This window comes from Gilliamella sp. Choc4-2, from assembly GCF_001690355.1.
GTDB classification, from domain to species: Bacteria; Pseudomonadota; Gammaproteobacteria; order Enterobacterales; family Orbaceae; genus Gilliamella; species Gilliamella apicola_A.
Map to the genome: position 1 here is coordinate 1 of NZ_LZHG01000013.1, position 14,259 is coordinate 14,259.

10 protein-coding genes, 1 tRNA gene, 2 pseudogenes and 1 CRISPR repeat array are annotated in these 14,259 nt (G+C 34.4%); of the genes and pseudogenes, 7 read left to right on the forward strand and 6 right to left on the reverse strand.

From position 1 onward, the window contains the following. Positions 1 to 42 precede the first annotated feature (42 nt). The 3 genes and pseudogenes from A9G34_RS02050 to pdxS all read right to left on the reverse strand — a co-directional run. Positions 43 to 294: pseudogene (locus A9G34_RS02050) on the reverse strand (transposase); the annotation flags it as partial. 404 nt (positions 295 to 698) lie between these two features. Then, positions 699 to 1,339: a CRISPR direct-repeat array (repeat unit 29 nt; unit sequence GTGTTCCCTGTATACACAGGGATAAACCG). 73 nt (positions 1,340 to 1,412) lie between these two features. After that, positions 1,413 to 2,006 carry a pyridoxal 5'-phosphate synthase glutaminase subunit PdxT gene (gene pdxT / locus A9G34_RS02055; RefSeq protein ID WP_051825140.1) on the reverse strand — a complete coding sequence of 198 codons (594 nt, stop codon included), beginning with the start codon at positions 2,004 to 2,006 and terminating at the stop codon, positions 1,413 to 1,415. Then, entirely contained in the window at positions 2,006 to 2,893 is an 888-nt protein-coding gene (gene pdxS / locus A9G34_RS02060; protein WP_065568728.1) for a pyridoxal 5'-phosphate synthase lyase subunit PdxS, read from the reverse strand. The genes pdxT and pdxS overlap by 1 nt, the downstream gene beginning before the upstream one ends. A gap of 286 nt (positions 2,894 to 3,179) precedes the next feature. Between pdxS and A9G34_RS02065 the strand changes: the two genes are divergently transcribed. From A9G34_RS02065 to A9G34_RS11045, 3 genes and pseudogenes are all read left to right on the forward strand, one after another. Beyond that, a complete protein-coding gene (locus A9G34_RS02065) occupies positions 3,180 to 4,580 on the forward strand; it encodes an aminotransferase-like domain-containing protein (RefSeq protein WP_065568729.1) in 1,401 nt (466 codons plus the stop codon). 32 nt (positions 4,581 to 4,612) lie between these two features. After that, on the forward strand, positions 4,613 to 5,833 hold the full coding sequence (locus tag A9G34_RS02070; protein ID WP_065568730.1) for an MFS transporter: 1,221 nt from the start codon (positions 4,613 to 4,615) through the stop codon (positions 5,831 to 5,833). A gap of 298 nt (positions 5,834 to 6,131) precedes the next feature. Next, positions 6,132 to 6,365 (forward strand): annotated as a pseudogene (locus A9G34_RS11045) (ABC transporter permease). 444 nt (positions 6,366 to 6,809) lie between these two features. Here A9G34_RS11045 and asnA read toward each other — a convergent pair. Continuing rightward, positions 6,810 to 7,802 (reverse strand): aspartate--ammonia ligase, encoded by a 993-nt coding sequence (asnA, locus tag A9G34_RS02080; protein ID WP_065568731.1) that lies wholly within the window; start codon positions 7,800 to 7,802, stop codon positions 6,810 to 6,812. A 678-nt stretch (positions 7,803 to 8,480) separates the two neighbouring features. Then, complete coding sequence (gene fabB, locus A9G34_RS02085; protein WP_034945116.1) at positions 8,481 to 9,692, reverse strand: beta-ketoacyl-ACP synthase I; 1,212 nt, start codon at positions 9,690 to 9,692, stop codon at positions 8,481 to 8,483. A 259-nt stretch (positions 9,693 to 9,951) separates the two neighbouring features. On the opposite strand from fabB, the gene A9G34_RS02090 reads away from it, so the two are divergent. Both A9G34_RS02090 and A9G34_RS02095 read left to right on the forward strand, forming a co-directional pair. Beyond that, entirely contained in the window at positions 9,952 to 11,217 is a 1,266-nt protein-coding gene (locus tag A9G34_RS02090) for a putative DNA modification/repair radical SAM protein (RefSeq protein ID WP_065568732.1), read from the forward strand. A 1-nt stretch (position 11,218) separates the two neighbouring features. Beyond that, positions 11,219 to 12,022 carry a TIGR03915 family putative DNA repair protein gene (locus A9G34_RS02095; protein WP_065568733.1) on the forward strand — a complete coding sequence of 268 codons (804 nt, stop codon included), beginning with the start codon at positions 11,219 to 11,221 and terminating at the stop codon, positions 12,020 to 12,022. A 51-nt stretch (positions 12,023 to 12,073) separates the two neighbouring features. On the opposite strand, the gene A9G34_RS02100 is transcribed toward A9G34_RS02095, so the two are convergent. Then, the gene (locus tag A9G34_RS02100) at positions 12,074 to 12,832 is read right to left on the reverse strand and encodes an MlaA family lipoprotein (protein WP_034945126.1); all 759 of its coding nucleotides are present in this window, start codon (positions 12,830 to 12,832) and stop codon (positions 12,074 to 12,076) included. A 126-nt stretch (positions 12,833 to 12,958) separates the two neighbouring features. Here A9G34_RS02100 and A9G34_RS02105 point away from each other — a divergent pair. Together A9G34_RS02105 and A9G34_RS02110 are read left to right on the forward strand one after the other, a co-directional pair. Next, positions 12,959 to 13,030, forward strand: a tRNA-Arg gene (locus tag A9G34_RS02105). Between the two features lie 167 nt (positions 13,031 to 13,197). After that, the coding region (locus A9G34_RS02110) for a tyrosine-type recombinase/integrase (RefSeq protein ID WP_065568734.1) at positions 13,198 to 14,259 on the forward strand (1,062 nt) is incomplete at its 3' end.

Sequence of the window (14,259 nt, forward strand, 5' to 3'; positions counted from 1 at the left end):
GTTGCTGTGCCCACGTTTTACGTGCCTTTGTGGGCACTAAAGCTTTTTTATGATTTCTTCCTGAAGCTGGGATTTTAAGCTCAGTTCGGCAAACATCTGCTTAAGCTTGCGATTTTCAGCCTCCAGCTCCTTTAAGCGTTTGATATCCGAAGTTTCCATTCCGCCGTATTTTTCTCGCCATTTATAGAAAGTTGAATTACCCATGCCATATTTACGGCACAGTTCTTTAACCGGAATACCCGCTTCAGCTTCTTTTAAAATAGCGACGATTTGATGTTCAGTCATTTTTTTCATAATTAAATCCCCTTTTCTTTTATCATAGAGAATTTTCTACTTTTTTGCTGTACTATTTTAGGGGATAGTTACATTCTATATTAAACAATCGATAGTAATTCAGTGGATAATAAACCTTGTATGATAGTGAACGTGTGTAAAAAATATACCATAAATCAGTAGGGCAAAGCTCACGCTAATACGAGAGTAAAAGATAATATTTTTTGTTTAGGTACATTCGAATATTTATATCTTTTTGAATTTAAATTAAAAATTGGTATTTCTTGGTGGAACGATAGAAATTGGAAAAAGCCTACTTACGACTTATTAAAAATCAATAAGTTAAAAATCTTTAAAAATTTAAAAAATCTGGTAGAATTTGTTGGTCGCTATAACTGTAAATAAAACAAATAGCTACAATTAGAGTGTTCCCTGTATACACAGGGATAAACCGAACAATAAAGTTACCAATTTTGAGATAGCATTGTGTTCCCTGTATACACAGGGATAAACCGGGCTTATGTCAATAAACGGACTGGCTTTTATCCGTGTTCCCTGTATACACAGGGATAAACCGTTGATAAATAGTCCGGGTCGTACTCAAGACTGGTGTTCCCTGTATACACAGGGATAAACCGCCATTGCGGATCAGTGTTCACCCGTTATTGTTGTGTTCCCTGTATACACAGGGATAAACCGCCTGTTTTTAACCCTAACTCCTCTTGTGTACGGTGTTCCCTGTATACACAGGGATAAACCGCAAATTTTGTTGTAAACCTTACGGGTAATGTTGTGTTCCCTGTATACACAGGGATAAACCGCAAAAATAAAAAAGAACCATAATCACGTCGTTGTGTTCCCTGTATACACAGGGATAAACCGTATGAATTTTTCTATTTCAGCAAATTGTTCAGGTGTTCCCTGTATATACAGGGATAAACCGATAAAACTGATAGTTTTATTACTGAGCTTTTTGTGTTCCCTGTATACACAGGGATAAACCGCATTACATAGCCTTTCTGTAGATACGTTTCATCGTGTTCCCTGTATACACAGGGATAAACCCCTATACAGGTACTCGAGACATAACTGGACGGCGTGTTCCCTGTATACACAGGGTTTCTCAATCCATAAAATCCTTAATACCTATCTATAAAATATCGCATAATGCGGTTATCTACCGTTAACTCAGGGTGAAATGAACAAACCAAGATATTATCTTGTTGTGCCATTACACAATGATCATTAACGAAAGCAAGTTGTTTGACTTGTTTACTTGCTTTTATAATATACGGTGCCCGTATAAAAACAGCAGGAATTTGTTGACCGATTAGTTCAATATTTAAAAGTGTTTCAAAGCTGTTAATTTGTCGCCCAAAGCCATTGCGCTCAACACTAATATCGATTAAGCCAAGCTGTTCTACTTCATTATGTGTTGTGGTTTTACCGCAAAGCACAAGCCCTGCACAAGTTCCTAAAACTCCTTTACCTTGTTTAGCTAATTGTTTTATTGGCTCTATTAATCCATTTTGTTTTATTAAGCGACTAATAGTGGTTGACTCTCCGCCGGGAATAATTAAGCCATCTAAATTAGCTAATTGTTCGGGTTTTTGAACGAGTGTTGCTTGTACATTATCGATACTATTTAGCATCGAAATATGCTCACTAACCGCTCCTTGTAAGTTGAGCACACCAATGTATTTAACTTTGCTTAGTTTGGATGATTTTGCCATTACCAACCTCGATCTTGCATTCTTTCTGATTGAGTAAGTGTGCTGATTTCAATGCCTTTCATGGCTTCGCCTAATCCTTTTGATAATTCGGCTAATCGTGGATAATCATCAAAATAAGTAGTAGCTTGTACAATGGCTTTGGCAAACTTTTCTGGATTTTGAGATTTAAAAATGCCTGAACCCACAAATACGCCATCTGCACCCAGTTGCATCATAAGTGCCGCATCGGCAGGGGTCGCAACGCCACCTGCGGCAAAATTGACAACGGGTAACTTACCTAGTTGTTTTACTTGTAATACAAGCTCATAAGGTGCGCCAATTTCTTTAGCAAAAGTCATTAGCTCATCTTTTGATTTTCCTGTTACCAAACGGATTTGTTCATTTACTTTACGCATATGGCGAACAGCTTCAACAATATTCCCTGTTCCTGGCTCGCCTTTGGTACGTAACATTGATGCTCCTTCACCAATTCGACGTAATGCTTCACCTAAATCACGACAACCACAAACAAAAGGCACGGTAAATTCATCTTTTAGAAGATGGTACTGTTCATCGGCTGGGGTTAGTACTTCGCTTTCGTCAATATAATCAACCCCCATTGATTCTAAAATACGTGCTTCAACAATGTGGCCAATACGTGCTTTAGCCATAACAGGTATGCTAACAGCATTCATGACTTGTTCAACAATAGTAGGATCTGCCATTCGAGCGACACCGCCAGCAGCTCGAATATCTGACGGTACTCGCTCTAAAGCCATTACCGCAACTGCACCAGCTTGTTCGGCAATTTTAGCTTGTTCAGCATTAACAACATCCATAATTACGCCGCCTTTTTGCATTTGTGCCATACCACGTTTAACGGTCTGTGTTCCTGTAATTTGATTCATTTTATACTCCTGATTAAAGTTGGTTTTGCTATGTATTATTCAAGAGTATAGGGCTAGAAGAAACGGCCAATTGGATTATAATAAAGCCATCCAATTTGGGATTTTTAATGCGCTGTATTTAGTGTTATAACATAGAGAAAATGTTTAGATTTATTGATGTTAAAGAGGTAGCCCAACTATCAAGCTTCAATAAGCCATTTTAGTTTGGGAATATCAATAATGATAGATTTAAATAGGTCTAAAATATTCAAAATTTAACTGTAATTCTTTAATAAAAGAGAAAATAATGTGGCAAAAACAAAAATTAACCCAATTTGAAGGACCTCTTTTTAAAAAAATAATTCATTTGATCGAATATTATATCGAGCAAGGTATTTTGATTATTGGTGAGCGGTTACTTTCAGAACGTGAACTGGCTAAAAAATTACAGGTAAATCGCTCGACTGTTGTACATGCATTGGATATTTTAACTGAGCGTGGTGTATTAATTCGCCGCCAAGGTAGTGGCACTTATATTAATAACCAAAAATGGGGAGTACAGGCTTATTCGTCAATTAATTGGCATTTTCCTGCCCACTTTTATCAAAATAAAAAATCATTTTATCATCAAAAAGCTGAACAAATTCGCAAACAGCAAAAAAGGATTTGTGATTTGGCTAATGGTGACTTACCAACTGCAATGATTCCTAAATTGCTGTTACCTGATATTTCATTAAATGAGTTGATAATGTACGAAAAAGACAGCGATGAGATTCAACTAGGGTTGCCTTCTCTTAAACTGCAAATTGCTCGCTATATGCAAATCCAATTTGCCATGCAGTTGGATGTTAACCAGATTTTAATTACTTCAGGCACGCAACAATCTTTATTTCTTATTACTCAAGGTTTATTAAAACCTGGCGATGCGATAGGAATTGAATCACCTTCTTATTTTTATTCACTCCCTTTGTTTCAGGCAGCTGGATTACGTTTATATGGCATTGAATGTGATAAAGAAGGGATCATCCTTGAAAGTTTAAAAAAATTAGTGGAACAACACAAAATTAAATGGATTTTTCTTAACCCGATTTTTCAAAACCCTATGGGATTTGTTATGAGCGATATAAGGAAAAGAGCAGTACTTGCTTTTTGCCGATCTCAATGTATAGGGATAGTTGAGGATGATGCTTACAGTAGTTTAGCATTTAATGATAATTTGACCACGTTACCAATCAAAAAATTTGATTGCTACAATCAAGTGATCTATTTAGGGTCATTGTCTAAATATATTGGACGAAATATTCGAATAGGATGGATGGTTGCACCGCGTGAAATTATTGAAAATTTAGCTAAGATTCGTCAACATATTGATTCAGGTTTAAGCATTTTACCACAATTGTTAGCACAGGAATATTTACAAAGCCATTATAGGACACATCAGCAGTGGCTACGTAATCAATTACAGGTCAAAGCTAATCAGTTAATGCATTGGCTTGATAATCGTTTTGTTGGCAAAGTGAGTTATCACCCCCCATTAGGTGGCTTTCACTTATACGTATCTTTACCCGTAGATACCGCTGTTCAAGAGTTAGTAATACTTAATCAGTTATTATCACAAGGTATTATTGTGTCACAAGGTACAGATTTTGGTGATAACCTTGGTAAGGTGAGATTAAGCTATGGACATTTTGATCAGAATTTGATTTGATACTTTACCTATTTTGTTATTCTGCTTTCACTATGCAAAGTTTTAAAAAATCTTCATTATCGTTTAATAGAATTTTATGGCTAGCTGGTACAGGTTGGCTTTTTGATGCTATGGATGTAGGATTATTATCCTTTATATTAGCAGCATTAAAGCAAGACTGGGGACTTACACCAGCTCAACTAGGATGGATTGGTAGTGTTAATTCTATTGGTATGGCAATTGGTGCTTTTGTTTTTGGTATTTATGCTGATAAAAAAGGTCGTAAAGCTGCTCTCATTTTCACCTTATTTATGTTTAGTATTGCAAGTGGTTTAAGCGCTTTTGCTTGGGGGCTTGGTAGCTTGCTTATTTTACGGTTTTTTATTGGAATGGGGTTAGGTGGTGAGTTGCCTGTCGCTTCTACTTTGGTAAGTGAAATTGTGGAGCCAAAAGTGAGAGGTAAAATTGTTGTACTGCTTGAAAGCTTTTGGGCAATAGGTTGGATTTTTGCAGCATTGATTGCATACTTTATTATTCCCATTTCTGTTGTTGGTTGGCGTGGTGCCATGATTTTATGTGCGATTCCTGCTTTTTATGCGTTGTATTTACGATCTAACCTGCCTGATTCGCCATCTTATAGACAGTTAAATTCTGATTCAAAAAAAGAGTCGGTAATCAAAAAAATTAAGACACTGTTATCGAAAGAATTTCGTTGGCAAACATTAATGTTATGGATTGTTTGGTTTTGCGTGGTCTTTTCTTATTATGGTATGTTTTTATGGTTACCAAGTGTCATGATGATAAAAGGTTTTGATATGGTAAAGAGTTTTGAATATATTCTATTTATGACCATTGCTCAATTACCTGGTTATTTTAGTGTTGCTTGGTTAATTGAGCGAGTAGGGCGTAAATGGGTGTTGGTGATGTATTTATTTGGAACATTAGTTAGTGCTTACCTGTTTGGTATGGCTGAATCAGCTAATCAATTATTATTATATGGTGCATTATTGTCCTTTTTTAATCTTGGTGCTTGGGGAGCAATGTATGCTTACACGCCAGAGCAATATACAACAAACATTCGTGCAACGGGCTCTGGTATGGCAGCAGCAGTAGGACGAGTCGGAGGAATATTAGGTCCATTAATGGTGGGAGTATTGATGAATAATAAATATTCAATTAGTACGATTTTCACATTTTTCAGTTTATCTGTTTTAATTGCAATAATTTCGATAGTTGCATTTGGTAAAGAAACCAAACAACTTCAATTAAGATGATTACTTTATAAATTGGTTGTTGTATCAATTTAGTAAAACTTATACTTTTATCAATGAATCGCTTTATATTGATTGAGTTGCTTAATATATGAAGTGATGATTTAAAATACGTCATTGATGAGACTGTTTATCAAATCATTTTCTTGACGTATTATAAGTAAGGTAGGTTATAAATATTTATTTTTTTATCGCTCAGATTACTGATAATAAATGTTACTCGTGCTTGTAGTTCAATCCATCGATTCGGTTTTTTAATCAGGAGGTAATTTTGCATCTTTCCGCAAGGGCTTTTCATTATTTGGGTATTATTGCAACTATTGCTTCTTTAGGCTTGTATTTTTCTTATATTCCGCAAATAATAGATAATTTACATGGCATTAAATCAAATCCGACTCAGCCGCTGGCGGCCGCTATTAATTGTGCATTGTGAGTGAGTTATGGTCTTTTACGAGAAAAAAAGGATTGGCCAATTGCAATAGCTAATTTCCCAGGGGTTATTTTTGGTTTAATGGCTTTTATTACGGCTTTATAGTTGTCGAATTGTTTAAAATTAAAATGGTAATCTTTTTCCTACTTTATTCGCTTTTGATTTTGTTTTAAATATTTTTAATTATTTACTTTAGTTATTTTTTATCAATTTAATACTTGATTTTTTCTAAAGAATAAGATTGCTTTGATGGAAGCTCATTATTTGACCTCATTATTAACTTATTGATAGTGAAAGTAATATTGAGTTATCAACAGGTTTGTTAAATACTTATCAAATAGTAAAGTGAATAATTTATGAAGTTAAATACAGTGGGAATTATCATCTGTAATGATATTTGAAACAACTCAGTATTGTGTAATATAGATTTGCTTAAATGGCGCATAAAATTAGTTCAATATGGTTTTAAGTAGAGATGAAAAAATTCAAATAGTTAAAATGCAGCATTCTCCCGCCTTAGCTTAAGGTAGGAGAAGTAAATATACATATTTATAATAAGTTAGTATAATTTTGATGTGTTGATTTGTTCCAAACACTTGCTTGCACTTGACCTATATGTTTTTGCTGCAAAAGTAACATAACCAAACGAGATTGCCCAATTCCTCCCCCAATCGTTTGCAGTAGATCACCATTGATTAAAGCTTTGTGCCAAGTATATTTTAATAGTGATTCGTCATTAGTAATTTTTAATTGACGTTTTAAGGCTTCTGGATTAACACGAATGCCCATTGATGAAATTTCAAATGCACTATTTAATGCAGGATTCCAAACCAAAATATCACCGTTTAAGCCTTTAGAACCCATTTCGTTATCGGAACTCCAATCATCATAATCAGGAGCCCTGACATCGTGCCTTTCATTATTAGATAATTTACCACCAATTCCAATTAAAAAAACGGCTCCTAATTCTTTGGTGATTGCATTCTCTCGTTCTTTCGGCGAAAGGTTAGGATAACGTTTTAACAGTTGCTCACTCTCCATAAATGTAATGGATTCAGGTAAAAATTGTGATGAATGATACCTTTCAGATACTGTTTTTTCAGTGGTTTTGATAGCTGAATAAATTTTTTCAACAGTTTGTTTTAAATAGGCCAATGTACGATCTTCAGGCCGTATTACTTTTTCCCAATCCCATTGATCAACATAGACAGAATGTATTGGTGTAAGTTGATCTTCATCAGGTCTTAACGCTTTCATATCTGTGTATAAACCTTGGCCAACTTGAAAATGGTGATCACTTAAAACTTTACGTTTCCATTTGGCAAGAGAATGAATAACTTCGAATTGAGCATTAGGAATAGCTTTGACTTTGACTTTTACTGCTTTTTCCGTTCCGGCTAAATTGTCTTGGATGCCATCACCAACTAGACTTAATATAGGAGCTTGTACTTCAATAAGTGATAAATTTTCTGCTAATTGCTTAGCAAAAAATTGTTTTATAAAACTTATGCGCTGTTGCTGATCTATAAATGATGTCGTCATGTCCACTCTTTAATTATTCATTAATTAGTACTTCTAAATTAAACTAGAAAACAAAAATATGCAAGTTAGAACAATCAGTGCTTATATGGAGTTTTTTTGATCGACAAAGCCCAAGGTAAGCTAAAATTATTTTGCTTTAATATTGAATCATATTAGGGATTATTTATCGTATAACATAATTAAACTGTGATATTTTTTTAGATTAATTTTTGTTTGTATAGGTAGTAATAATATTGGTTAAATTTGAGTTTTACCATAGCAACAAAATTGGGCACTTTAAATGTCAATTTTTTATTATTAAGGATAAATTCAACTTTTACTTTTTGCCCAACTTTTCTTAAATTTTAAATATTATTCATTGATATTTGAGTAATAATGTGTGTTAGCATTTCCTAATGCAGTTAAACCAATTAGAATCATTTCATTGTGATTAAAATAAGTAATAATATGTCTAATATTAAAAGCTGCTATAGTGCTAAATAATGATATTGCTACATTTTTGTATCAATTGAACCATATCTTATTGAGTAGTCATCAAATTTTGATTTCACGAAACGAAATCTAATTTTTTCTATTTTAAAAACTCAATCATTTGTGTAAATTTATTTTAATGACCTATAATAAAAAACCGTTCAATAAGAACGGTTTTTTATTTGTTGATAAAATCGCAATAGCTTATTAAGCTTTGTATTTTTTCATGACAATGGATGCATTTGTACCACCAAAGCCAAAGCTATTTGACATGACTGTTGTTAGTTCTCGTTCAGTAGGTTCAGTAATAATGTTCATTCCAATTGCAACTTCATCAAGCTCATCAATATTGATACTTGGTGCAATAAAGCCATGTTCTAACATTAATAATGAATAGATAAGTTCTTGCGCACCAGTTGCACTTAATGAGTGGCCAGTCATTGATTTTGTTGATGAAATAGCAGGAATGTTATCACCAAATACTTGTTTGATTGCCCATAATTCTTTTACATCACCAACTGGAGTTGATGTGCCGTGGGTGTTTATATAATCAACAGGTACATCTAAATCTTGAATGGCAAGTTGCATACAGCGCATTGCACCTTCGCCCGATGGAGCAACCATGTCATGACCGTCTGATGTTGCTCCATAACCAACTAGTTCACCATAAATATGAGCACCTCGTGCAAGAGCATGTTCTAGTTCTTCAACAACAACCATACCAGCACCACCAGCGATAACAAAACCATCACGATTTGCATCATAAGCACGTGACGCTTTTTCTGGAGTGTCGTTATATTTTGTTGATAAAGCACCCATGGCGTCAAATTCGCAAGACATTTCCCAGCATAATTCTTCCCCACCACCTGCAAATACAATATCTTGCTTGCCAAGTTGAATTAGCTCTGCTGCGTGACCGATACAATGTACCGAAGTTGCACAAGCTGATGTCATTGAGTAGCTAATACCTTTGATTTTAAATGGAGTCGCTAAACAAGCCGAAATTGCCGATGACATTGATTTTGTTACAGCATAAGGACCAACTCCACGTAATCCTTTTTCTTTCATTCCAGCAACGACATTGTATTGAGTTTTGGTTGAACCGCCATAACCAGCAATTAAACCTGTACGTGGATTAGAGATTTGTTCTGGGGTTAATTTAGCATCTTCGATCGCTTGTTGTAATGCCAGATAGCCATAGATAGAAGCATCATTCATAAAGCGAACTACTTTGCGATCAATTAAACCTGTAGTATCTAATTTGACATTTCCGCATACATGGCTACGCATTCCGCTATCTTTCATTTCTTGTGAAAAAGTAATTCCACTGCGACCTACTTTTAATGATTCTAAAACTTCTTTAGTATTATTCCCAATGCTTGAAAGAATACCTAACCCTGTAATAACAACGCGTTTCATTTAATGTTCAGCTCCTAAATTAAATGCTTTATAAAGACCTTGGTAATTATAGCGTACACTTGTAAGCTGAACAATACCTTAATAATCTTTTTATTTTACCAATTGAATAATATATTGATCGTTTAATTAAAGAGCGTTATTAATATTTTATAGTTTTTAGCTAGTCATGCTTTTAACTGACTTCACTTCTATTATTTACTTGCAGAAAAGAATAATATTATAGTATACTGTATAAATACACAGTATTGGTAGATTCAAAATGAATGAAAAAATAATAGCTAAACTAGAAATATTAGCCGAATCGGCAAAATATGACATTTCTTGCGCTTCAAGTGGATCTTCCCGAAGCAATCGAAATAAAGGTATAGGTAATGCACGTCATTGTGGTATCTGCCATACTTTTACTGCTGATGGAAGATGCGTTTCATTATTAAAAGTTATGCTGACTAATTATTGTATGTTTGATTGTGCTTATTGCATTAATCGACAAAGTAACGATATTCCTAGAGCTGGATTTACGACTAAAGAACTGGCTGACTTAACTATCGAATTTTATCGCCGCAATTATATTGAAGGCTTATTTATTAGTTCCGGAATTGTGAGAAGTCCAGATCATACCATGGAAAGAATGATTCGAGTGGTAAAGATTTTGCGTAATGAGCATGGCTTTAATGGTTATATACATATGAAAGCGATTCCAGGCGCAAGTAACGAGTTAATTAATCAAGCTGGTTTATTAGTTGATAGGATGAGTGTTAATTTAGAAATTCCAACTGAGCAAAATCTCAAATTATTAGCACCAGATAAAGATCACCAAAGCATATACCAACCTATGCGTCAAATTCATCAAAATTTGTTAGAAAATATCGAAGATCGCAAAAAAATTCGATCAACCCCTAAATTTGTGCCTGCAGGGCAAAGTACTCAAGTTATTATCGGTGCAACTGATGAATCGGATAAACAGATTTTGCAATTAACTGCTAAACTTTACAAACGGCCTAGCATGAAGCGGGTTTATTATTCGGGATTTATTCCTGTAAATAGTTATGATAAAAGATTGCCTGTTGTGAAAGAAGTTCCAAGAGTACGTGAAAACCGATTATATCAAGCAGATTGGTTATTGCGTTTTTACGCTTTTGATGTCGATGAAATTGTTAATGATAAATATCCTAACCTTGATTTAGCCGTTGATCCTAAACTTTCTTGGGCTATACGTAATCCGCAGTTTTTTCCTGTCGATATTAATCGCGATAGTTATCAAAAGATCCTGCGTGTACCAGGAATTGGCGTTAAATCAGCTAAATTAATTGTTATGGCAAGAAGACATCGTAAATTAACTCTTGATGCTTTGAAATGTATTGGTGTAGTACTTAAACGTGCACAATTTTTTATTATTTGCCACGAAATGAAAAAATTTAAATTATTAGATTCATCGGCTGAATATATTCGGCTATCTTTACAGGAACCCTCTTTGCTTGAAGATAAATCAACTAATGTACCTACTCAGTTAGTGATGGGATGGTGATATGTTAGCATTTTATTATGATAAAAGTTTTGAAGGACTGCTTTGTGCTGTTTTTGATGCTTTTAAATTAAAAAAAATGCCAGAATGTTTATTAACAGAAGGGCAAGTTGAGCCACTTTTAGTTACTGAGTCTCATTTTGTCGAATTTCGCAATAGTAAATTTGAGCGTGTGCAAACAGCGTTGGAAAAAAAAATAAGCACTACTTCCCTTAATCAGCTAATTTATGTTTGGTTATCGGAATTGCCCGAAAGTGATTTAATTATTTTCCGTTATATTTGTAAAGTTTTTAAGGCTAAGCACTCAATTGAAACAGATTTTGCCGATCCTGATGTACTTTTTGTGCGAGATATAGCAAAAAAAGTGAGTAGGGAAAGGCACTATTTGATGCAATTTGTTCGTTTTACAACTATTGAAAATCCCATTAAATATTCTGGTAATAATCAACCTGACAAAATTTATTTTTCTGTTGTCGCTCCTGTTTATAATGCATTACCTTTAGTAGTGAATTTTTTTAAAGATCGTTTTGCTGATCAGCAATGGGCAATTTATGATGAAAAAAGACAGTATGGATATTTTTATAATTTAGAAAGCATTGAAAAAATATCCCTTGCTGATCCAGATGATCTTATTGTTAATGGTCAAGTTAGGCAAAAATATTTATCGCCTAATGAAACACTTTTTCAAAATATGTGGCTTCGCTATTGTAATGCATTAACAATTAAAGAAAGAGAAAATCCTAAATTACAACGCCGACAAATGCCGAAGCGATTTTGGCATTATTTACCTGAAATGAAAGGCAAATAAAAAAACCGTCAATTATTAGTCGGTTTTTTTTACGATTATTACTATCACAGGTCATTCTGAATCAATATCGTTGATAAAACTATTAATGGACTCTTGGCGTTGTTGCTGTTTTCCTTCATCCACTTTGCCACCAGATACAATAAAATCATGACGTTGGAAGTAGGCATTACGCATAAAATTATATGGATCATCACTATTTTTAATCAGATCTTCAAATTCAATGGCAACAGCTCGTGCCTCTATTCCATCAAAGACACCTCGTACTAATGCCCATTGCCAATCAAGCCAAACTAACGGAGGGTAAAGAGTATCGATCATACTACCTCCTTCATCTCTTAACGTTGCTGAACCATAAAATGGTAAAACAGCGTATGGTCCATAAGGAACTTTGTAATGCCCTAGTACGTCACCGAAAGAATGCCTATTACCTTTTTGTAATTGAGGATCTGCAATGCTTGCGACATCAAACAATCCGGCAAGTCCAAAGACTGTATTTAGAAAGAATCGTGCAAAATGTTTACCAGCTTGTTGAGTTTCACCCTGTAATAAACTATTGACCATTGAAGCGGGTTCAGAAAGGTTAGAAGAAAAATTAACTACACCTTTACGCAATGGTGTTGGAACATAATCTTTCCAAACAACGGCTGCTGGACGTAAAATATACGGATCAAGTGCATAATAGTTGACATTAAACATGACTTTATTGAACCCAGATAGAGGATCACTATATGTGTTCGTTTCTGGTTCATAAGAAGCACAGCTAGTGAGAGCCATTATAGAAAACATAATACCAATTATTCTTTTTTTCATAGTATCTTCAATTAAAAATAATGAGGTCTAAGTTTAAGTAATTGTATCATGTTTACTCAAAATGCAAAATTTTTCGTTATTTAATTGGCATTGTTATTTTAAATTTATTAAAATAAGCAATCTTATGACCTCATAGTTAAATGGATATAACAAGCCCCTCCTAAGGGCTAGTTGCAGGTTCGATTCCTGCTGGGGTCAAAACCGCAAACAAGATTAAAAACGATATCCTACGATTTAAGCCTTATTTTAACAGTGTTTTAAGGCATTTCGACACGACTAAACACGATTCTAAACGATTGACAACGCAAATGCTTAAACGGTATATTTACGGTATATTTTAATACCGTAATCTAAAATACCGTAACATGTTAACTATAAAAGCCATTGAATCAGCAAAACCAAAAGAAAAACCGTACAAGTTACCAGACTTTGAAAGCCTATATCTATACATCACACCGTCAGGTACTAAATCTTGGCGTTACGATTATCAATTTAACGGTAAAAGAAAAACGTTAACAATAGGTAAATATCCGTATATTAGTTTATCGGATGCACGCAATGAAAAAGAATTGGCTCGGCAGATGCTTGCTCACGGTAAAGATCCGGCTGTCGAGAGGAAAAGGAAATCTTTACTTGCAAATATCGCTCAAGGAAATACTTTTAAAAAAATAACACTTGAATGGTTTGATACAAAAAAACGGAATTGGTCTATCAATACCAGAGAAATGATTATTCGGTATTTTGAAAAAGACATTTTCCCGCTCGTCGGCGATATGGATATTGCGCAAATCAAGCCTCTTGAAATGCTAAACTGTTTAAAACAAATAGAAAATAGAGGCGCATTGGAGATTGCAAAAAAAATGCGCCAACGATGTACCGAAGTTTTTCAATATGCAATTATTACAGAGAGAGCGGAAAACAATCCTGCACGTGAATTAGCTAAAGCCATGATCACACATACGCCAGAAAATTATGCGTTTTTAATGGAGGATGATATGCGTGAATTTATGAGAGCGTTACGATCGTATTCGGGTAATATTTTAGTTCGTTATGCTACAGAATTATTAATATTAACTGCTGTCAGGACTATGGAATTATTGAGTTGCAAATGGGAGTATGTAGACCTAGATAAAAAATACATAATACTACCAAAAGAATCCATGAAAAAATCAAGGGTTCACGTGGTTCCGTTATCTAATCAAGCTATTACTATTCTGAAATTTTTACAACCAATTACAGGACGTGGGGGGTATGTTTTTCCTGGTAGAAATAGCAGTTTAAAACACATGTCTAACGGTGCTATTTTGGGCTTAATAAAACGATTGGGATTTGCTAATCGTGCAACTGGGCACGGATTTAGACATCAATTTTCTAGTGTGTTAAACGAGCATGGTTTTAATCGAGATTGGATAGAAAAACAGTTAAAT

Excerpts from the sequence above, each read along its gene's own strand:
- pdxT (WP_051825140.1), bottom strand. The coding sequence starts at position 2,006 with ATGGCAAAATCATCCAAACTAAGCAAAGTTAAATACATTGGTGTGCTC.
- A9G34_RS02070 (WP_065568730.1), top strand. The coding sequence starts at position 4,613 with ATGCAAAGTTTTAAAAAATCTTCATTATCGTTTAATAGAATTTTATGG.
- A9G34_RS02095 (WP_065568733.1), top strand. The coding sequence starts at position 11,219 with ATGTTAGCATTTTATTATGATAAAAGTTTTGAAGGACTGCTTTGTGCT.
- A9G34_RS02100 (WP_034945126.1), bottom strand. The coding sequence starts at position 12,832 with ATGAAAAAAAGAATAATTGGTATTATGTTTTCTATAATGGCTCTCACT.
- pdxS (WP_065568728.1), bottom strand. The coding sequence starts at position 2,893 with ATGAATCAAATTACAGGAACACAGACCGTTAAACGTGGTATGGCACAA.
- A9G34_RS02065 (WP_065568729.1), top strand. The coding sequence starts at position 3,180 with ATGTGGCAAAAACAAAAATTAACCCAATTTGAAGGACCTCTTTTTAAA.
- fabB (WP_034945116.1), bottom strand. The coding sequence starts at position 9,692 with ATGAAACGCGTTGTTATTACAGGGTTAGGTATTCTTTCAAGCATTGGG.
- A9G34_RS02090 (WP_065568732.1), top strand. The coding sequence starts at position 9,952 with ATGAATGAAAAAATAATAGCTAAACTAGAAATATTAGCCGAATCGGCA.
- asnA (WP_065568731.1), bottom strand. The coding sequence starts at position 7,802 with ATGACGACATCATTTATAGATCAGCAACAGCGCATAAGTTTTATAAAA.